The sequence below is a fragment of the Kitasatospora sp. NPDC057223 genome (assembly GCF_042669755.1).
Lineage (GTDB): Bacteria > Actinomycetota > Actinomycetes > Streptomycetales > Streptomycetaceae > Kitasatospora.
This window is the reverse complement of the sequence record NZ_JBHUWW010000011.1, coordinates 43792-63111: the sequence shown is the minus strand read 5'-3', so window position 1 is coordinate 63111 and position 19320 is coordinate 43792. Positions and strand designations below refer to the sequence as shown.

Sequence of the window (19320 nt, the reverse complement as noted above, 5' to 3'; positions counted from 1 at the left end):
CCGCCACGGCATCGAGGCGGGGTCCGGGCCATGGCCGGAGTACGTCCGAGTGCGCCCCCCGGGTGACACGGAGCGCGGACACGCGTGTGGTCACCGCCCGGCACGGGGCGCCCCTTACCCTGGCCCAGGGCGGCGCGTCAGCAGGTCGACGGGCTCGGAGGAACCCGGCCACCGCCTCAGCGTTCCCGAGGAGGCACCGTGTCCGGCCCCGCACACCCCTCCCGCCCTGCACGCCCCTCCGGCCCCGCACCCCGCTGCCGGACCCTCACGCTGCTGGCCGCCGCGCTGGTGCTGGCCGCCGGTCCGCTCACGGCGGTCGGCGGCCGGCCGGCCGCCGCCCTCGGCAACGCTGTGGCGGCCACCCCGCCGATGGGCTGGAACACCTGGAACTCCTTCGGCTGCTCCATCGACGAACAGCTCGTCCGCGAGGCGGCGGACTCCCTCGTCGCCTCCGGCATGAAGGACGCGGGCTACGACTCCGTCATCGTCGACGACTGCTGGTTCGACCCCCGGCGCGACGCCCGGGGCGACCTGCACGGGGATCCGGAGCGCTTTCCTTCCGGGATGAAGGCCCTCGGCGAGTACATCCACGCCAGGGGACTGAAGTTCGGCATCTACCAGACGCCCACGGACCGGACCTGCGCACAGCGCGGCCACGACTACCCCGGGGCGACCGGTAGCCAGGGGCACGAGCAGCAGGACGCGGACACGTTCGCCGCCTGGGGCGTCGACCACCTCAAGTACGACTGGTGCTCCGAGGCCGGTACCCTCGACGAGCAGATCGCCGCCTTCACCCGGATGCGCGACGCACTGCGCAACACCCACCGCGACATCGTGTACAGCATCAATCCCAACAGCTACCACGCGGACAAGACCGGAGCGACCTACGACTGGTCCGCCGTCGCCCACCTGTGGCGGACCACCGAGGACATCACCTCCGCCTGGGACGAGCACAAGGCGGACAACTCGTACGGCATGAGCGTCATGGACATCGTCCACCTCAACGGCCGCCTGGGACACCAGGCCGGCCCGGGGCACTGGAACGACCCCGACATGCTCGAAGTCGGCGTGCCCGGGATGAACGAGACCGAGTACCGCTCGCACTTCAGCCTGTGGGCCCAGATGGCCGCACCCCTGATCGCGGGCAACCGGCTCCCGGCGATGACCCCCGCCGTCAGGGACATCCTCACCAACCAGGCCGTGATCGGTGTCGACCAGGACGGTCTCGGGCGGCCCGCCCGGATCGCCGTGGACTCGGACACCGAACTGGTGACCGTCCGCGAACTCGCGGGCGGAGACCGGTCGGTGACCCTCACCAACACCGGCGACACCGCGGCCACCGTGTCCACCACCGCCGCCGGACTCGGCATCGCCGAGGCGCCCTCCTACACCGTCAGGAACCTGTGGACCGGGGCCGCCGGCAGCACGACCGGCACCCTCGCCGCCGGTCTGGCCGCCCACGAGACCGCCATGTACCGCGTCACCCCGGGCGGCCCGGACGACCGGTAGCCCGGTCGGTCAGAACTGACCGCGGGTCGCGATGTTGTCCATCGTCCGGGCCAGCGTCCGCACCAGCCCCGCCGTGGTGCGCCGGGCCTGCGGCGTGTCGGCGAACGCGCAGTTCACGTGGAGCCCCGCGTCGGTCCTGTGCAGCCAGAGGAGCACGCCGTTCGTGAACGGCACCGAGGTGTAGCAGCCGGCCCTCCACGCGGCGTGGTTCCCCGCGCCGGGGGCCTCCCTGAAGTCCATGTACGAGAAGAAGTTGACGGCGCAGGGCCAGGGCGCCGAGTGGTACCGGGGGGCCAGCAGCCGCAGCGCGACGGTGAAGGGCACGTGGATGCTCCTGGCCATCCTGGTGGAGGCGGCCTGCGCTCCGGCCATCACGCCGTCGAAGTCGTGCTCGGCGGCGACGGAGAACTCGATCGGGAGGATGTTGATGAACCACCCCATGCCGGGCGGGTGGAAGCCCCGGCCGCGGGTGCTGATGGGCAGCAGGCCGCGGTAGACGTCCGGGCCGCCCTCCCGCCGCTGGCTGACCGCGACCGCGGCCAGCAGGCCGGTGGAGAGCCTGGCGCCCGCCTCCCGGCAGCGCGCCTCCATGGCGTCCGCCCGGTCCGGCGGCAGCAGCGTGTGTGTCTCGTTCACGGCCCGGTAGGCGATGCCGGGCCTGGTCCCCAGGGCGAGTGGGAACGGCGGGAAGAAGCCGCCGTTGCGGGCGGTGAACTCCCGCCAGTGGTCGAGCCGGCCGTCGTCGGCGGTCAGCGTCCGGCTGCTGTGGCGTTCCCGGTCCGCGTGGTCGAGGTAGCCGGCCGGCTCGGGGAGGGGGATCCTGCGCCCGTCCGCGATCGCCGCGTAGGCGGTGGCGATGTCGTTGACGGCGATCATCATCGACATGCCGTCCGTGACGATGTGGTCGAAGGCGACGTAGACGGTCGTGGAGTCGTCCCTGATCATGGCTCCCATCACGGTCCAGGGGCCACGGCGGGTGTCGGTCTGCCGCAGGAAGCCCCGTACGTAGGCGCGGGCCTCCTCCCGGGTGCCGATCAGGCCCACCTCGACCGGTTCGAGCTTGACGTCCCGGGGGGCGAGGACGTCGAGGGCCGGTGTGCCGGCCGACTCCCGGAACACGCAGCGCAGCACCTCGTGCCGCCGCACGAAGTGCAGCAGCGCGGCCTCCAGGGCCTCGCGGTCGAGCACGCCCGGGATCTCGAAGGCCACGGCGAAGCAGTCGCTCACGGCCGGGCTCGCCGGTGCGGACGGCCGGGCCGCGCGGTAGTGGAACTCCTGGTTGTACGACAGCGGCCGGCCCTGCCGGTGCCCGCGGTCGCCCGCCCCCGAGGCTCCACCGGCGGTCACGAACTGCAGTCTCCACTCCACTGCGTGCCCTGGCGCCACGATCATCTCTGAGCTGGGGAGTTGGAGCACCGATCGACTTCGCTTTCGTGTTCGTGGCTCGCCCCGGCGCGCAGGGCGCGCGGGCAGGGCGACAGGTGGCGGCCGGGATTGGGGGCCGGGACCGGCGGCGGGGGCGGTCAGAATGTTCCGTGGCCCGCGATGTGGTCCATCGTCCGGGTGAGGGTCCGTACGAAGCCGGCCTTGGTGCGCCGGGCCTGCGGGGTGTCGACGTGGATGGTGTTCAGGTGCACTCCGGTGTCGTTGCGGTGGAACCAGAAGAAGATCCCGTTGCTGTGCGACGCCCAGACGTACTTGCGGGCCTTCCACGCGACGTGGTGCTGAGCCCCCGGCGTCCTCCTGAAGTCCAGGTAGGAGAAGAAGTTGACGGCCAGCGGCCACACCCGGGGGCCGGACTGCTGGGCCGTCAGCAGCTCGTAGGCCCGCACGAACGGCGCGTCGGCGGACCTGCGCATGTCGGCCAGCGCGCCCTGGGCGGCCCCGATGACCTCGGCGAAGCCCCTCCCCTGCGCCACCGAGAACTCCACCGGGAGGGTGTTGACGAACCATCCCATGCTGTGGGCCTCGGGGCCCCGGTCCCGCGTGCTGACGGGCAGCAGCGCCCGGTAGACCTCCGGTCCGCCCTCCCGGTGCAGGCTCACCGCGACCGCCGCCAGGACGCCGGTGGACAGCCGGCCGCCCGCCGCCCGGCAGTGCGCCTCCATCGCGGCGGCCGGGCCCGCGGCAAGCAGGGTGTCCGTTTCGTTGACGGCCCCGTACCGGCCGCCCGGGTGCATGCCCAGGTCCAGCGGGAAGGGCGGGAACAGGCCGTTGTTGCGGGCGGTGAACGCCTTCCAGTGGTCGAGCCGGGCGTCGTCGGCGTCCATCGACCTGCCGCGACGGCGCTCCCTCCCGGCGTGGCCGAGGTAGCCGGCCGCCTCGGGGAGCATCACCCGGCGGCCGTCCCTGATCGCCTGGTAGGCGGTGGCGATGTCGCTGACGGCCACCGGCGTCGACACCCCGTCGGTCACCAGGTGGTCACAGGCGAAGTACACGGTCGTGGAGTCGTCCCTGATCACGGCACCCATCACGAGCCACGGGCCGCGGAGCGTACTCGTCCCCCGCAGGAAGCCCTGCACGTAGGAGCGGGCCTCCTCCCGGGTGCCCAGCTGCCCGACGTCGGCCGCTTCGAGCTTGACGTCCTGAGGCCCCACCACGTCGAGGGCCAGCGCGCCGTCCGACTCCCGGAACACGCAGCGCAGCACCTCATGGCGCCGCACGAAGTGCAGCAGCGCGGCCTCCAGGGCCTCGCGGTCGAGTGCACCCGGGATCTCGAACGATCCACCGATGTAGGAGCTGTAGGGGAAGTCCGCCTGCCGCAGGGTCCGGGCGACACCGAAGTGGTCCTCCTGGTTGTACGACCCGGCCGGCTGCGTCCCCGCCGCATCGTCCGGCCGGATCGCCCCGGCGAAGGACAGCGTCCATTCGACGGCGTATCCGGGTTCGATCTCCAGTTCTTCGACGGGTACCTGCAGCACGGGGACGGCCCTTCCTGTTCGGTTGTGGTTCAGCGCGCCCGGCCGCCGGGCGGCCAGGAACCTCATCCGCTTGTTCGTCGTCCCTCGCGGTCGCGAGGGACTCATGACTAACGAGCCGGACCGGCGCACGGTGACGGCGGGCCGGGCCCCGGCTTGCACATGTGCGGCCGCTTCTCGGGATTGCGCACGGCGCAGAGCCCTGCGGCGGCTGGGCGTACGAAGCCGGCTCAGTGCCTGGCGCGTGGTGATCCGCACGAGGAAGGCACGCGGCTCCCGCACCGTGCCGCTGAAGGGCGCGTTCCGCCGTGGGCTGCGGCCCACGGCGGAACGGACGGAACGGGCGGGGCTGCGCGGTGCTGCACGGTGCGGCGCAGTGCGGCGACGGATCAGAGCTGGAGCGGCATCGTCCAGCAGTTGGAGAGGGCCGACCTGCCGGCGAGGCGGTCGGTCAGCCAGGAGACGGCGTCGCCCTGGTCGGTGATGAGCGGCACGAGGTGGTTGGTGAGGAGCTTGTCGCCCAGGTTCGGCAGGGCGATGGCGTCGTAGGTGACGTTGCCACCCTTGCGGCACCAGTCCACGGCCAGTTGGCGGGCCTGCGCGTGGGGGACGATGTCGTCCTGGATGCCGGTCGCCAGGCGCACCGGGCCGGCGGGCTTGAGCGTGCCGATGCGCTGCCGGTCCAGCGCGGCCCGGGCCGCGGGGTCGGCCGCGATGACCTCGCCGATGGACCTGCCGCTGGTGGTCCACTTGCTGCTCCTGGTGAAGCCGTAGCCGAAGATCGCGTCGCCCACGCACATGGTCGACGCGTCGTTCAGTGCGGCCCTGCCGGTGGCGTTGATGTTCGTCTCGACGATGCGGCGCAGATCGGGGTCGGCCTGGGCGAAGCCGTTGATCGACCAGGCCAGGGCGCCGGCCAGGGCACTGCCGTCGATGCCCTTCAGCACGGAGGCGAGGTCGGCGGGCGGTGCGCCGACGTAGGTGCCGGCGACCTTGACGTCGGGTGCGTACGAGGGCTGCAGCTCGGCCGCCGAGGCGCTGGCGCCGCCGCCCTGGCTGTAGCCGTACAGGCCGACCCGCGATTCGGCGGTGACGGAGGCGCCGGGAAGCGCGCGCGCCGCGCGGGCCGCGTCCAGCAGCGCGTGCCCCTGGTCGAGGCGGTTCACGTAGGTGTGGAGGCGGTCGGTCGTACCGAGCCCGACGTAGTCGGTGACGACGACCGCCGCCCCCGTGGACAGCAGGCGGTAGATCGCCAGGTCCTCGTAGCCGACCGACACGGTGTCACCGGTCAGCGTGAGCGGGTTCTGCAGGGCGAACGAGGGCGCGCACTGGTCGCCCTGGCCCATGGTGCCGGAGGCCAGCGCCACCAGCGGACGCGGGCCACTGCCCTTCCAGGCCGCCGAGGGTTCGATGTAGGCGCCGGTCACCGCGACGGGCTGCCCGGCCGAGTCGGTGGACCTGTACATCAGCCTGGTGGCCGTGCCCGGCATCGGGCGGCCGTCCAGACCGGGCAGGCTCAGCCCGAGCGGCAGCGGCTCCTGACGGATCACCGTGCCGTTGGCGGCGGGCAGCTCGGCCGGCGGGGTGTAGAAGGCGGGAATGGTCACGCCCCGGGAGACCACCTCGCCCGCGCCGTCGGCGGCGGTGGCCGGGAACGCCTGCACCGCTGCGCAGCTGACGGCCGCGAGCGTGGCGCCGAGGAGCCGGCTCCGGGTCGGCGCAAGGGATCTGCGCCGCGCGGGAGGCACGATCCGGCCCGCGCCGGGCTCCTGTGCGGATGCCGGAAGGATCCGGTGGGTGCTGCGGCGTCGTTCCATGGTGTCCACTCCTCTGTTTCGTCGGAAGGTGCGGGACGTGCGGGGCGCGCGGGATGCACAGCGCGCGCAGGGTGTGCGGGGTCGATGGCATGACGACATGACGACATGACGGCTTCGGGCCCCGACCGGGCGGCCGTGGGGGCGAGGGCCTGCTGCCGGTGCCGGTGCGGCAGGCGCAGGTTCCGGTGCTCGTGGCGGTGGCTCCGCTGCCTGGTCGTCACCGGCCGGAACTGCCGAAGTCCGCCTCGGGACCCGGTAGTTACTCGCTGGTCACATCGGGAGACTAGGGGGACATGTCACTCAGTGACAAGATGTCTACAAGCGTCAATTCAAATCGGCTCGCTATGCTGCGGTGACCGGGACGCAGAGGGCGGTGGGGCAACGGTGCTCAAGGTGGCATCCGCAGAGCAGGCGCCGACAGCGGCAGCGGCCCCCCGGCCGTCGCTCACACAGCGGCGCAGGGCGACCCTCCGGCTGGAGATCGCCCGCGAGGCCGTCCGGCTGTTCACCGCACAGGGCGTCACCGGCACCACCGGCGAGCAGATCGCCCGGGCCGTCGGCGTCTCGACCCGCACGCTGTGGCGCCACTTCCCCACCAAGGAGAGCTGCGTGCTGCCCCTGCTCTCGGCGGGCCTCGAATCGGCGATCGAGCAACTGCGGCACTGGCCACCGCAGACGAGCCTGCTGGACTTCTTCACCGACTCCTGCCGGCCCGGGGAGATGCCACCGACCGACCCCGCCGTCCTGGACCTGATCCGGATGACCCTCACCGAGCCCGCGCTGCGCACCGTCTGGCTCCAGGCCCACGACGACGCCCTGCCCGTCCTCGGCGAACTCCTCGCCCGGCGCACCGGCAGCGACCCCGACGACCTGCGGGTCAAGGTGCACGCGGCCACCATCAACGGCGCCCTGCGCGCGGCGGCCGAGGACTTCGCCCTGCGCTTCGGCGACGATCCGCAGGCCTCGCACAACGAGATCGCCACCTGCCTGCTCGCCGCCCTGCTCGCGGCGGCGGAGGGCCTGCCCTACTGACCGCGCCGGGCGGCCGCCCGAGCGGCGTCGACCGCGCCCGTGCTGTGCGCAGCCCCATCGGGCCGTACGCGCACCGCTCACCCGGCGGCGGCGTCCGTCACACCGTCCGTCACCCCCTCGCGCCGGCCCCGTACCCGGTCGTCAGGCCGCCTGCGCGGGGGCGTCCGGGTGGCCGGGCAGGGGTTCGCGGGCGCCGCCCCGGTCGGCGAGACGCTCCGCGGCCGCCGCGATCCGCATCAGCGGGAGCCGGAACAGGGCGTTGCGCAGCCAGCGGGCGGAGCGGCTCCTCGGCACCATCAGGCCGATGTTGAAGCCGATCCGCTGCTTCTGCTCGACCAGCGCGCGGTGGCCCTGCCGGTAGCGGCCGAAGGCGAGTGCGTGGTCGCCGTCGGCGGCGGCGAGTTCGACGGCCAGCCGGTAGGCGCCGACCAGGGCGAGTTCGGCGCCCGCGCCGGACGCCGGCGAGGCGCAGTGGGCGGCGTCACCCACGAGCGCCACCCGGCCCGTCGACCACGATTCCATCCGCACCTGGCTGAGCGCGTCGAAGTAGAAGTCGGGGTCGGCGAGCGCCGTGGCCAGCAGGTCGGCGGTCCGCCACGACGAGTCGGCCGCGAAGGCGTCGCTGATCAGCCGCTTCTGCTGTCCGACGTCGCGGTGGTCGAAGGCGACCCGCTCCTCGCTGCGGAAGATGAAGTACGCCTTCGCTCGGTCGTGGTTGCCGGAGCGGTAGATCCCGGCCATCCGGCCGGGCAGGTTGTACATCGTCACCCAGCGGTTCTCGCCGAGCGCGGGGTCGGCGTCGGCGAAGGCGAAGTAGTGGCCCTTGAACCGCAGGAACCGCGATTCGGGGCCGAAGGCGAGGCGTCGGACGTTGGAGTGCATCCCGTCGGCGCCGATCACCAGGCCGAACCGGCGGTCGGGGCCGTGCTCGAAGGTCACGTCGACGCCGTCCTCGTCCTGGCGCAGGGCCGTGACCGAGTCGCCGAGGACGTACTCGACGCCGTCCCCGGCCGCCGCGCGCAGCAACGCGACCAGGTCACCGCGCATGATCTCCACGCTGTCGTCGACTCGGGTGCCGACGCGCACCACGTCGCGGTCCCCGGCGTCCACGAACCTGATTCCCAGGACGTCCGTCGCCGCTGCCCGGACGTGTTCCATGATGCCCATCCGTTCGGCCACCTCGATCGCCCGGCCCCGCAGGTCGACGCCGTTGCCGCCGCTGCGCAGCGCGGGTGCGCGCTCGACCACGGTGGGCCGGAAACCGTACCGCGCCAGCCAGTGGGCGAGGGTGAGGCCGGCGATGCTCGACCCCGAGATCAGGATCCGGTTGTCCGTCGGCATGGCTTCTCCCCGGCATAAGTGAAATACTCATTTCACTTAGACCGTAGAGAGAGGCCGCTCGCCATGTCAACACCCGCTCCACCGCCTCGTGCGGACGCGGCCCGCAACCGGCAGCGGACGCTGGACGCCACCCGGGCGCTGCTCGCCGACCCCGACGCCGTCATCACCGTCGAGGTCATCGCCAGGCGGGCGGGAGTGAGCCCGGCCACCGTGGTCCGCTCCTTCGGCGGCAAGGACGCGCTCGTCGACGCCGCCGCGTCCGGCCTGCTCGCCCCGCTCGTCCGGCGGGCGCACGACCTGCTCGCCGGCGCCGGCCCCGAGGAGGCCCTGCGGGCCTTCCTCGGCGAACTGCTCGTCTTCCAGGCCGCCCACCACACGATGAACGCGCAGATCGAAGCGCTGAAGCTGCCCGCCACCGAGGCGCAGGAGGCCGCCCTCAGGAGCGCCCTCCAGGACATGGTCACCCGGGCCCGCGAGGCCGGCGTGATCCGCGCCGACCTCGATCCGGTCGCCACCATGACGCTGATCGGCGAGTGCACGTTCGCGATCGCCAAGTCGCGGGCGAACTCACCGGAACTGGCCGCGAACTACCTCACCGTGCTCATGGACGGGCTGCGCCCGCCCGGTCGGTAGGCCGCGTCAACGACCCGGCACCTCCTGGCTCGCGACCAGCTCCCGGTAGGGCGTGCAGCGCTCCAACAGCGTGGGATGGTCGCCCGCGTCGAGGACGGTACCCTCGCTCATCATGATGACGTGATGGGCGTTCTGGACGGTGGAGAGCCGGTGCGCGACCACGATCACCGCGCGGGTCGCCGCGAGCTCCTCCACGATGGCGCGGAACCGCTGCTCGTTGAGGCCGTCCAGCTGGCTGGTGGGTTCGTCGAGGAGGACGATCTCGGCGTCGGACAGCAGCGCTCGCGCGAGCGCCATGCGCTGGCGCTGGCCGCCGGACAGGTCCGACTCCCTGCCGAGCAGTGTGTCGAGGCCCAGTGGGAGACGCGCGATGTCCTCGGTGAGCCCGACGGCGGCCAGCGCGGCCGCCAGTTCGGCGTCGTCGGCACTGCCGGTGCGACCGAGCTGGAGGTTGTCCCGGGCGGTGGCCTCCACCAGGGTGAACGCCTGGTCCACATAGGCGATCCGGGCCCGCAGGGCGTCCAGCGGCCAGTGCCGGGTGTCGTGCCCGAGGACGGTGATCGAGCCGGAGGACGGCCGGATGAACCGGTCGATCAGCGAGAGGGTGGTGCTCTTGCCGGCTCCCGACGGGCCCACCACCGCGGTCAGCCCGGTGCGCGCCGCGGCGAAGGAGATGCCGTTCAGCGCGGCGCCGCCCGCTCCGGCATGGGTGTAGGACACCGACCGGAAGACCACGGACGGTACGTCGGGCAGCGGCAGCGGGGCCTCCCCGCCGGCCTCGTGCGGGTCGGCCTCCGGCGGGAGCAGCAGCAGGTCGTTGCAGCGGTCCCGGGCGGCCAGGCCCGCCTGCAGCCGGCCGAACCCGCCGGCCAGGGTGTTGATCGAGGGGACGGTCTGCAGCAGGTAGAGCAGGAACGCCGCGAAGTCGGCCGTCGCGAGCTCGCCGGTGGCGATCCGGGCGCCGCCGGTGAGAATCACGGCGATCATCGCGAACTGGTTGCCGAGCGTCAGCACCGCGGGAATCAGGACGGCGAGGCGGGCGCCCTCCAGGGAGACGGCCCGGAGCTGCTCGGCGTCCGCCGCGAGGGCGCGGGCCGCCACCGGCTCCGCCCGGTAGGCCTTGATCGTGGTGAGGGCTTCGAGGTTGGCCGTGAAACGCTGGGCGATCAGCCCGACGGCGGCCTGCTGGCCGGACACGTTGGCTCTCATCCGGCGCAGCACCAGCAACACCAGGGCTGCCAGCACGGTGAGCGAGACGACGGTCACCACCGTGAGCGTCCAGTCGATCCAGACCATCACGGCCAGGGTCGCCGACACGGTCAGTGCCGCCAGCGGCAGTTGGGTGGCCACGTCGATGACCTGCCGCAGCAGCAGGGCGTCCGAGGTGATCCGGGCGGCGAGGTCGCCGGTGCCCTGCGTCCGGACGGTGGCGAGCGGTAGCCGCAGGGCGTGCTCCATGATGCGGATCCGCAGGCGGTAGGTCATCCGCTCGCCGACCCGGGCCAGCAGGAAGCCGGAGAGGGCCTGGGTGAGGGCGCCTCCCACGGCCGCCGCGCACATCAGCAGCAGGTCCGGGCCGAGCGGCCGGTGCGCGGAGAAGTCGGTGACGATCTCGCGGACGAGCAACGGGAGGGCGAGGGCCGCGACGGTGGCGACCAGCGCGAGCAGGAGGGCGCAGACGAGCCGGCCCGGCTCGGCGGTGAGTTCACGGCGGAGCCGGAGGGGGCCCGGAGTGCGGCGGGCGGTGCGGAGGGGCTGGTCGGCCACGGGGAACCTCCCGGTGCTGCGGTGGTGTCGCCGGTTCGCGCCGACCGGGCCGGCGGACGCGAGTGGTGGATCGTCCACGTGTACGCGGGCCGGGCCGGAGCAACTGGGTGCTGCTCCGGCCCGGGCGACCGGCCGGGCCGGTGACGGCCCGGGCGGCTCCCGCTGGATACTGCTGTCCTGCTGGGTACTACTGGGTACTACGGTCCGCCCCTACCGGACGGTGGTGCCGGTCAGAGGCAGAGGAGCGTGCTGACCGTGCTGGTGCCGCAGTTGAGCACGCTCAGCGAGCTCGTGCTGGCGAGGGTGTCGTCGATCGGGGCCGCCTCGGTCTCGGGCAGCTCCATGGTCTGGAGGTCGAGGATCGCCATGACTGTTCTCCTTCACTACTGACGGTGTTGATCGCCCGGCCGGCGGCCGGGAGTCGGTGGGGGCGCCGGTGCGCCCGGGGCGTGACGGGCCGTTTCCGGGCCGCGTCAGCCGGAGGTGAGGGCGGCGGCCGGCCGTGCAACGACCGGGCCGCCCGTCCAGGGGAGGAAGGGGAGGAACGGGGTGCCGGCCAGTGCCGTGCCCAGGGCCAGCAGCACCCCGGCGGAGCCGGTGGCCAGATCCGCCGAGAGCCGCAGCAACTGGTCCCCGGGGAAGGCGAGATGCCCCTGGTAGGAGATCTGGTGCAGTGCCAGCAGCGCCCGCTGCCGGTCCAGCACGGCCCGCTCCCGGTCCACGACGGCCCGGTGCGCCCCGGCGTCGTCCGCGCCGCACGCGCCCCGGCCGCTGAGGGCCAGGTAGCCGAGCAGCCCCGCACGTCCGTTGAACAGACCGGGCTGGATGATGAACTCCGGCTCGGCCGCCCGGCGGATCGCCTGCGCGTGGACGGCTGACGGACTGTCGGGGCGGTGCGCGAGCAGGGCGTCGAGGACCAGCCCGATGCCGGCACTGCCGGTCTCGACGTACGGCAGGACGCGGCGCCCGTCCACCACCTGGAGGGTCCCGTCCGTCACCGTGACGCAGCGGTCGAGGTCCCGTTCCACCAGGCTCTCGGCCTGCGCCAGCAGCGCGTCCTCACCGGTGTGCTCGTAGAGCCGGATCAGCGCGAGGGCGGCGCCGGAGGCTCCCGCCAGCAGGCCTGCCTTCCGGCGGCCGTCGTCCGGGCCGGCCTTCTCGGCCTCCTCGGCCGCCGCCCGTCCGAGGGCCACTGCCTCGTCCAGCAGGCAGCGGTCGGCGGCATCGGCATGAGAGGTGGCCTTGGCATTCGAGGTGGCAGTGGCGAAGTGCAGCAGGGTCAGGGCGACACCTGCGCTTCCCGCCGCAAGGCCCGGCCCCGGCTCGCCGGCCGGTGCCGCGCTCAGCCGCCGCAGCAGGTCCAGGGCCGCCTCGCGTTCCCCGAGCAGGTCGAGCGTGTAGGCCACGCCGTGCCCGCCGAAGTAGAGGCCCGGTGCGGTGGGGCGGGTCCGCGCGGCGTGCACCAGCCACTGGACGTGCTCGGGGTCGATCGCGGCGCCGGTGGCGTGGAGGGCGTACAGCACCCCGGCCGCGCCGTGTGCGAGGCCCAGGCCGCCGTGGGTGAACTGGGCGACGTCGCCGGGGAAGAGCCGGTCCGGCCGGCCGGGGGTGGCCATCGCCCTGATCCCCGCGGCGAGCGAGTCCCTGATGACCGGCCAGTCGGCCTGCGACGCGGTGAGCAGCGCGTTGGCCTCGCTGCGGCGCTGCCCCAGCTCGGGGCGGGGAGTCCTGCCGTCCGACCGCGAGGGGGCCAGCAGGCGGCGGATCTCGTCGGTGTAGCCGGACGGCACCGGGAAGCGCCGCTCGACGGCCTCGGCGAGTTCGACGGCCTTGCCCGCGTCGAGTGCCGGCAACTGGGCCAGCGGGAGGAACAGCCAGAGCCGGATTGCGGCCAGACCGTACCGGTCCACCTGGGCTCCGGTGTGGCCCGGTGGGGCGGTGAAGCCGGCGGCGCCGAGCGCGGGGCGGACGAAGTCCGCTGCTGTGCTGGCCAGTTCGAAGTCGATGAAGCAGATCTCGCCGTCCGGCCGGATGATCAGGTTGCGGGGGTGGAGATCGCCGAAGACGACGCCGCGGGCGTGGATCGCGTCGAGTGCGACCTCGATCCGCTGCACGATGCCGAGCGCCTCACGGGTGTACTCGGCGACGGACGCGTCGTCGGCGTCCGGGTGGATCAGCGGGTAGTGCGCGGTCAGCCACTGGCTGAGGGACTCCCCCTCGACGAACTCCTGCACCAGGAAGCGGTGTTCCCAGACGGTCAGCAGTCCGTGCACGACGGGTACGCCGGGCAGGCCGGCCAGCAGGGCGAGCATGTCGTGCTCCTGCTGCAGCCGGGCGACGGCGTCGGTCCCGCGCTGGTCGAGGCCCGCGTACGGCCGGGCCTCCTTGAGCACCACCTGCCGCCCGTCGGCCTGGTCGCGCGCCAGGTAGACGCCGCCGGCGTTGGAGAAGTGCAGCACGCGCTCCACGGTGTACGGCAGACCGGTGTCCTGCTGCTGCGCTCTGGCGGCCAGCACCGGTGCGAGGAAGGCGGGCACCGGAGCCCAGTCCGGTACCGAGAACCCGGCGCCGCGGACGTCGGGCACCAGTCGGCCGCCCGGTTCCTCCAGGGCGAGCACCCGTTCACCGGCCTCGTTGCGGCAGTGGCGTTCGGCGAATCCCCCGTACCGCAGGTACAGCGGCCCCTCACCCCATCGCAGGTCGCTCAGGATGTACGGTCCGCGGCGGCCGGCCAGTCGGCTGCCGAGCCCGCCGAGACATCGCTCCAGCTCGGCGTCGTCCACCGGGTAGAGCGTGCAGAACTTCCCGCTCGCACCGCGCGGGGCGTACTTGGAGTTCTGCACCTGGAGGATGGGCAGTCCGCGCAGGAACTTGAAGGTGATCCGTTCCCGGAGGCAGTAGTCCCAGACCTCCGCGAGCACCTCCTCGGCATCCTCCGCGCACGAGGAGACGTGGATCTTCCAGCCCTGCGAGGGCAGCTGTACGTCCTGGGGGCGTACGACGGCCCAGATCTCCAGGTCGCCGTGCTCCCACCCGGAGGGCAGCGGCCGGCTGACGGCCGCGAACTCGTCGGCGGCGCCCCAGCGCCGGGGCGAGTCGTAGAAGAGCGGATCGGCGTAGGCGTAGGCCTCGTACCGGTTGTCCACGGGGATCCTCCTCGGGGCGGAGCGTGCACGACGGGGCAGAACGGAACAGGGATCTGCCGACGGCGTCCGGAACGGCAGGAGTCGGGGGCGCATTCATGCGGACAGGGCGGACAGCCGAGCAGGTGAACACCCTGAATACGATGCGACTAGTCGAAGTATCAGGAAAGGCAGAGTTGTTTGACAACGGCGCAACGCTGTATTTTCGAATGAATATCAGCTCCCGGCGCAGCCGCCGGGGCGCAAAGTGAGCCCGATGCGAACGCGTGCGCCCCGTCCACCACCGCGGGCCGGCGAGTGGCCCCCACGGTGGCCGACGTCACCTCACCCCTCCGCCCGAAGAGCCCTCTGAACTGGTCATATACTCATCCGGCGGACGGGCGGCACAGCCTCTGCGGAGGGCGGGCGACAGGGGTTTCACCCACAGCACCACGCGCGGGGCGACTCATATTTACAGCCATACAGGCAGACAATCACCAGATATACGTGAACAGATCATCTGTACTCGCTCAAACGTTCCCCTGTGAATGACTCCGACAATCTGACCATCGGAAGAGAATGCCGGTATACGCGATCGGGGGATCCCGGATCCGCCCACCCGTACCTCAGGACCACCTGAAGTGCTCACCGGAATGTCCGCGCGGCTGGGTGCACCACAGGCAGGCGGCCCCGTCCAGTACGGCTTCCGGGCACAACGCGGCGCCCCGGTGGCGGACCCGCAGTTCGGGACGGCCGTCGGAGCCGGTGATGTCGTCGCCGTGCCAGTCGATGACGGCGAGGGCGGTGATGGCGGGCGCGATGTCCTCGGGGTCCCAGAGCGTGACGGTACCGCCGCAGACGGCCGAGGTACTGACGCTGTGTTCGCGCACTCCGGTCCAACCGTGGGAGACCCGGCCCGGGCCGGGCAGCGCGTGGTCCAGGTACTCGGCGAGGTGATCGCCCGGGCTCGTGAAGACCCAGCCGGCGTGCCGCAGGACGCCGGCCCGGGTACGGGCGTACGGGTGCAGGACGGCGGGGGAAACCGGGCGGCGCCATCGCCCCGTTCGGGCATCGATCACGACCAGCCGGCCGTCCGGCAGGTGGTCCTGCACCTGAATCACCCTGGGCAGGGCGCCGTCCCGGGTCCGGGCCTCCCGGTACACCTGGCCGGGCTCGATGCGGTGTCCGGAGCTACGGCTGAAGATCTGGTCCCGTCTGCAGGGGCGGCAGCAGGGCGCCGCCGGGCCGGCCGCCATGCTAGTGCCCCGAGGTGCCGCCGCCGACCGGATATCCCCGCAGGCGGCCCGGGCAGCGGGCGGAGCGGCGCCGGATCAGGCCCGGTGGCGCGGGGCGAGTTCGGCCATCTCGTTCCAGCCCTGGCCCGGCACGTCCACGTTGATGATCTCCGGGGTGACGGCGACCGCGCCGGCCATCGTCTCCATGGCGGCCCTGAAGTGCTCGGTCCGTACGTGGGCCGCACCCGCCTCCGCGTCCACGAAGGCCTCCAGCAGGACGAACCGGTCGGGGTCGTCGACGCTGCGGGACCACTCGAAGAACAGGTTGCCCGGCTCCTGGCGGGTGGCGCGGGTGAAGTCGTCGACCAGCGCGAGCCAGTCGTCGCCCCGGCCGGGGTGGGCGGTGAACCTGACGGCGATGAAGATCATGGGGTTTTGCCTTCGTGAGCGGGGAGTGCGGCGGGCGGGGGGCCGGGAGGCTGCCCCGCCCCCTCATCGTGCGGGCAGGGGCGGCCCGCCGCACACCCGCGCGTGCCGGATTCCGTCAGCGTCGGAAAACGGCGCTCCCGCCGTCCCCGTGGCCCGGGGTAATCAGAGCCGGCCCGTCGCCGCCCGGGTCACCACTTCGCGCAGGACCGCCTGCCGCCTGCGGAACCCGCTCGTCGGCAGCGACACCGAGAGGGCATGGGTGACGCCGTCCGGGTGGGGCGCCGGCAGCGGCACGGCGAGACAGGTGTACGCGGGATCGGCCTCGCCCACCGACACGGCCACGCCCGCGTCGCGGACCCGGTCGAGCTCCGCCTCGAAGCGGTCCGCACCGGTGATCGTCCGGTCCGTCAGCCGGGCCATCCCGTGTGCCGCCAGGTAGCGGCGGCGGGCCGCCCGGGACAGTGGGGCCAGCAGGACCTTGCCGTGCGCGGTCGCGTGCGCCCGCAGCTCGGGGCCGGGCACGAAGGGGTGCTCCGGGGCCCCGGCCGGGCCGGCCGAGTCGACCACCGTGATGACGCCGTCCCGGTGCGCGGTGAGGTACGCCGGGACGCCGGCGGCCCGCTGCACCCGCCGCAGCAGCTCGCCGGTGCCGGGACCGATCTCCAGGTGCCGCTGGAAGGCCCGGTACAGCGCGGGCACCCGTGGACCGAGCGTGTAGCCGCCGGCGGTGCGCAGCAGGTGGCCTCGGGCGGTCAGCGGGCCGAGCAGGTGGTAGACGGTGGACAGCGAGCAGCCCAGCTGCCGGGCGAGCGCCTTCGCGCTGACCGGGCGCGCGGCGTCGGCGACGGCGTCCAGGATCTCCAGCGCGCGGTCGACCGACTGCGGGCCGGGTGCGGCGGCGGGCATGCGGGGAGTCCTTCCGGGCGGGCGAACGGTACGGCCACCGTACGCGCCGCCGCGCCCGCGTCGGCGCCCCGTCCCCGGCCCGACCCGGACGACGGGTTGCCGGGGCAGGCCGTCGTCCGGGCGTGGGCCGGGTACGGGGTACCCCGTACCCGGCCCACGCGGGGTCAGAACGCCGAGGTGTAGGCGGTCAGGAAGGGGGACGAGACCGGCGAACCGGCGGCGTTGAAGCAGATCGTGTAGAGCTTCACCGTCCCCGCGCTGCGGGCCCAGGGCAGCGCCAGGCCGCACCAGTTCGGGCCGGTTCCGTACGCCGTGGCGTGCGCGGTGTCCGAGGGGACGGCCACGCCGGGCAGCGTGATGGTCGACGGGACCGACACGGCGAGCGTGTTGGTCGCGCCGCTGGAGTTGTAGTTGGTCCCCGCCGGGACCCCGCCGTTGAACCACAGGTAGCCGAACGACTTCGGCGGGAAGGCCGGCCCGTGCACGGCCCGCTTCAGTGAGTAGCTCAGCGTCCACTGCGTGTCGTACGGGGCGTTGGCCGCGTCGAAGCAGGCGACCACGACGGTCTGGCCGGTCGCGCCGGGCACCCAGTCGGCCACCTTGCAGCGCGCACCCTGGACGGCGTCGACCGCCGTCACCTCGATGTTCCCGGCGGCGGTGGACAGCCCCAGGCCGGGCAGCCAGGCCTTCCAGATGCCGGTCGAGCCGTGGCTCACCGTGTTGACCGCGCCGGCGGAGTTGTACTGGGCGAGCACCGCCCCGGAGACGGCCGAGTACGTGTAGCCGTAGCTGCCCCCGGCGGGCGAGGGCGTGCCGCTGCTCGTGGTGTAGAGCACGGTGAACAGGGTGTTGTCGGGCGCGCCCCCGGGCTTGTAGCAGTTCACCGCGACGTCCTGCCCGGTGCCCGCCGTGGACCAGCCCTTGATCTGGCACCAGTTGCCCGTCCGGCCCACGGCGGTGGCGTGGGCGATGCCGCCGGGGCCGGCGATCAGCGGGAAGTGCACGAGGTACGAGCCGAGCGCGAGCTGGTCGACCTTCACCGGATTGGCGGCCGGCGACGGCCAACTGCCCCACTGCCGGGTGAGATCGGGGACGTACCCGGACGGCGGGGTCGGGTTGTCGAGGAACGCGAAGCCCCAGCGGTCCGGCACGGCGGCACGGGCGGTGCCCGCGGCCGGCAGTGCCACGGCCACCAGGGCGGCCAGCATGGTCAGGACGAGCAGAACGGCGCGGACGGGTCTGATCTGCGGTGCGACGGTGCGGGCGTGCATGGGCGTACCCCCTGGGTGGTGAGGACGGGTGTGCGGCCTGTGCTGTACAGCCTGCGCTGCGGGCCCGCGCCCGGTGCCCGGGCGGCCCGCGGCCGACGGGACGGACCGGTTCGCGCGGAGCGTCCGGTGCGGTCCGGCGTCGGCCGGCACTGTCGGGGGTCAGGCCCGACCGCGCCTCACATCGTAGGAGTGCGCCACCTCGTGGCCCAGACCCCCGGCATGAACCGGAGACCCGTTGTCGGCCGTTCACGGGCTCGTCCCACCCACCCCACCACTTCCCGCCCGCCGCTCCTCCCCCACCGCCCGGCCACGCCGTCCCCCCGGGCAGTGGCCGCACACCCCACCACTGGCCCCCCGCCCGTCCGGCCACAGCCGACGGCGGCCACCCCGCTGGCCGGAACCGTGCGGTGCGGGGCCGCCACCGGGCCTCAACCGGATTCGGGCAGGGCCAGTCGCCGGGAGAGGAGCAGCCTGCGTCGCTGTCGGTCAACGTCGATGACGGCGACCGAGACCGCATCGCCCGCCCGGACGGCTTCCGCCGGTGACCGCACGGGGTGCGCGGCGAGCTCCCGAAGGCGGACCAACCCCTCCACCCCGTCGGCGACCTGGACGAAGGCGCCGAAGGGCGCCAACGTGGTGACCTGCCCGTGCAGGATCTGCCCGGCCTGGACGCCGTCCGCGAAGGCCTGGAAGGGATCGGGCTGCATCGCTCGCAGGGACAGCCTGGCCTCGCCGTTCCACGTGTCGAACTGGAGGAACTCGCAGGTGACACGCCGTCCGACCCGGACGACGTCCGTTGCCGCCTCGAAACGCCGCCACGAGAGCTCGGGGTAGGTGATGAACCCGACGCCGGGGAAGACCGGGTGAGCGGGGCCCTCGTCCAGCGCCACGAACACGCCGAAGCGCTCGATCGCCGCGACCCTGCCGGAAAGGATCGCGCCGCGCCACAGGGGTTCGAGAAACGCCCAGAGCTCCGGGTTCTCGGCAGCCGCCATCGACAGTTGCACCCGACCCTCGTTCAGATCAACGGCGGTCACCTGCGCGGTGATCCGTCGGCCGGCCTGAACGGCCTCGGCCGGATACCGGCGCCGGGACAGGTCCAGGGGGCCGACCGCGCCCAGCGGGCGCGCGGGGAACCCGTCCAGGGTCACCGCCACTCCTCGGACTCCGTCGACCTCCGCCGCGGTTCCGCTGCACAGGTCACCGACGCGAAGTGTCGCCAGGAAGTCCCGTGCGGCCCGGTCGTTCGTCGCCCCACCCATGGCGTCCAGCCTCTCATGGGAACGCGTGCCTGCCGGGCTGCGGCCGTGCGGTGCGGGGCCGCAGCAGCAGGACGGCCG

At 73.2% G+C, this 19320-nt stretch carries 15 protein-coding genes; 3 read left to right on the top strand and 12 right to left on the bottom strand.

What is annotated here, in order from left to right; translation table 11 throughout:
- The first annotated feature begins 198 nt into the window (after positions 1-198).
- Complete coding sequence (locus ACFUK0_RS06990; RefSeq protein ID WP_380247032.1) at positions 199-1509, top strand: glycoside hydrolase family 27 protein; 1311 nt, start codon at positions 199-201, stop codon at positions 1507-1509.
- Positions 1510-1518: 9 nt separating this feature from the next.
- Here the strand turns inward: ACFUK0_RS06990 and ACFUK0_RS06985 are convergent, their stop codons facing one another.
- The 3 genes from ACFUK0_RS06985 to ACFUK0_RS06975 all read right to left on the bottom strand — a co-directional run bounded on the left by ACFUK0_RS06985 (position 1519) and on the right by ACFUK0_RS06975 (position 6244).
- On the bottom strand, positions 1519-2856 hold the full coding sequence (locus tag ACFUK0_RS06985) for a condensation domain-containing protein (protein ID WP_380247031.1): 1338 nt from the start codon (positions 2854-2856) through the stop codon (positions 1519-1521).
- Positions 2857-3032: 176 nt separating this feature from the next.
- On the bottom strand, positions 3033-4430 hold the full coding sequence (locus ACFUK0_RS06980) for a condensation domain-containing protein (protein ID WP_380247030.1): 1398 nt from the start codon (positions 4428-4430) through the stop codon (positions 3033-3035).
- Positions 4431-4816: 386 nt separating this feature from the next.
- On the bottom strand, positions 4817-6244 hold the full coding sequence (locus tag ACFUK0_RS06975; protein WP_380247029.1) for a lipase family protein: 1428 nt from the start codon (positions 6242-6244) through the stop codon (positions 4817-4819).
- Positions 6245-6637: 393 nt separating this feature from the next.
- On the opposite strand from ACFUK0_RS06975, the gene ACFUK0_RS06970 reads away from it, so the two are divergent.
- Positions 6638-7276 (top strand): TetR/AcrR family transcriptional regulator, encoded by a 639-nt coding sequence (locus ACFUK0_RS06970; protein ID WP_380247028.1) that lies wholly within the window; start codon positions 6638-6640, stop codon positions 7274-7276.
- Positions 7277-7417: 141 nt separating this feature from the next.
- Here the strand turns inward: ACFUK0_RS06970 and ACFUK0_RS06965 are convergent, their stop codons facing one another.
- A complete protein-coding gene (locus tag ACFUK0_RS06965; protein ID WP_380247027.1) occupies positions 7418-8617 on the bottom strand; it encodes an FAD-dependent monooxygenase in 1200 nt (399 codons plus the stop codon).
- A gap of 63 nt (positions 8618-8680) precedes the next feature.
- On the opposite strand from ACFUK0_RS06965, the gene ACFUK0_RS06960 reads away from it, so the two are divergent.
- Positions 8681-9250 (top strand): TetR/AcrR family transcriptional regulator, encoded by a 570-nt coding sequence (locus ACFUK0_RS06960; protein WP_380247026.1) that lies wholly within the window; start codon positions 8681-8683, stop codon positions 9248-9250.
- Positions 9251-9256: 6 nt separating this feature from the next.
- On the opposite strand, the gene ACFUK0_RS06955 is transcribed toward ACFUK0_RS06960, so the two are convergent.
- The 8 genes from ACFUK0_RS06955 to ACFUK0_RS06920 all read right to left on the bottom strand — a co-directional run bounded on the left by ACFUK0_RS06955 (position 9257) and on the right by ACFUK0_RS06920 (position 19242).
- Positions 9257-11017 carry an ABC transporter ATP-binding protein gene (locus ACFUK0_RS06955; RefSeq protein WP_380247025.1) on the bottom strand — a complete coding sequence of 587 codons (1761 nt, stop codon included), beginning with the start codon at positions 11015-11017 and terminating at the stop codon, positions 9257-9259.
- A gap of 230 nt (positions 11018-11247) precedes the next feature.
- Positions 11248-11385, bottom strand: a complete 138-nt coding sequence (locus tag ACFUK0_RS06950; protein WP_176189324.1) for a SapB/AmfS family lanthipeptide — start codon at positions 11383-11385, stop codon at positions 11248-11250.
- A 105-nt stretch (positions 11386-11490) separates the two neighbouring features.
- Complete coding sequence (gene lanKC / locus ACFUK0_RS06945) at positions 11491-14163, bottom strand: class III lanthionine synthetase LanKC (protein WP_380247024.1); 2673 nt, start codon at positions 14161-14163, stop codon at positions 11491-11493.
- A 602-nt stretch (positions 14164-14765) separates the two neighbouring features.
- Positions 14766-15251 carry a hypothetical protein gene (locus ACFUK0_RS06940; RefSeq protein WP_380247023.1) on the bottom strand — a complete coding sequence of 162 codons (486 nt, stop codon included), beginning with the start codon at positions 15249-15251 and terminating at the stop codon, positions 14766-14768.
- Positions 15252-15470: 219 nt separating this feature from the next.
- Positions 15471-15803 (bottom strand): putative quinol monooxygenase, encoded by a 333-nt coding sequence (locus ACFUK0_RS06935; protein ID WP_380247022.1) that lies wholly within the window; start codon positions 15801-15803, stop codon positions 15471-15473.
- A 162-nt stretch (positions 15804-15965) separates the two neighbouring features.
- Positions 15966-16709, bottom strand: a complete 744-nt coding sequence (locus ACFUK0_RS06930; protein WP_380247021.1) for an IclR family transcriptional regulator — start codon at positions 16707-16709, stop codon at positions 15966-15968.
- Between the two features lie 164 nt (positions 16710-16873).
- Complete coding sequence (locus ACFUK0_RS06925; RefSeq protein ID WP_380247020.1) at positions 16874-17980, bottom strand: hypothetical protein; 1107 nt, start codon at positions 17978-17980, stop codon at positions 16874-16876.
- A gap of 428 nt (positions 17981-18408) precedes the next feature.
- Positions 18409-19242 (bottom strand): S1 RNA-binding domain-containing protein, encoded by an 834-nt coding sequence (locus tag ACFUK0_RS06920; protein WP_380247019.1) that lies wholly within the window; start codon positions 19240-19242, stop codon positions 18409-18411.
- Between the last annotated feature and the right edge of the window lie 78 nt (positions 19243-19320).

Excerpts from the sequence above, each read along its gene's own strand:
- ACFUK0_RS06975 (WP_380247029.1), bottom strand. The coding sequence starts at position 6,244 with ATGGAACGACGCCGCAGCACCCACCGGATCCTTCCGGCATCCGCACAG.
- ACFUK0_RS06965 (WP_380247027.1), bottom strand. The coding sequence starts at position 8,617 with ATGCCGACGGACAACCGGATCCTGATCTCGGGGTCGAGCATCGCCGGC.
- ACFUK0_RS06960 (WP_380247026.1), top strand. The coding sequence starts at position 8,681 with ATGTCAACACCCGCTCCACCGCCTCGTGCGGACGCGGCCCGCAACCGG.
- ACFUK0_RS06950 (WP_176189324.1), bottom strand. The coding sequence starts at position 11,385 with ATGGCGATCCTCGACCTCCAGACCATGGAGCTGCCCGAGACCGAGGCG.
- ACFUK0_RS06935 (WP_380247022.1), bottom strand. The coding sequence starts at position 15,803 with ATGATCTTCATCGCCGTCAGGTTCACCGCCCACCCCGGCCGGGGCGAC.
- ACFUK0_RS06930 (WP_380247021.1), bottom strand. The coding sequence starts at position 16,709 with ATGCCCGCCGCCGCACCCGGCCCGCAGTCGGTCGACCGCGCGCTGGAG.
- ACFUK0_RS06925 (WP_380247020.1), bottom strand. The coding sequence starts at position 17,980 with ATGCACGCCCGCACCGTCGCACCGCAGATCAGACCCGTCCGCGCCGTT.
- ACFUK0_RS06920 (WP_380247019.1), bottom strand. The coding sequence starts at position 19,242 with ATGGGTGGGGCGACGAACGACCGGGCCGCACGGGACTTCCTGGCGACA.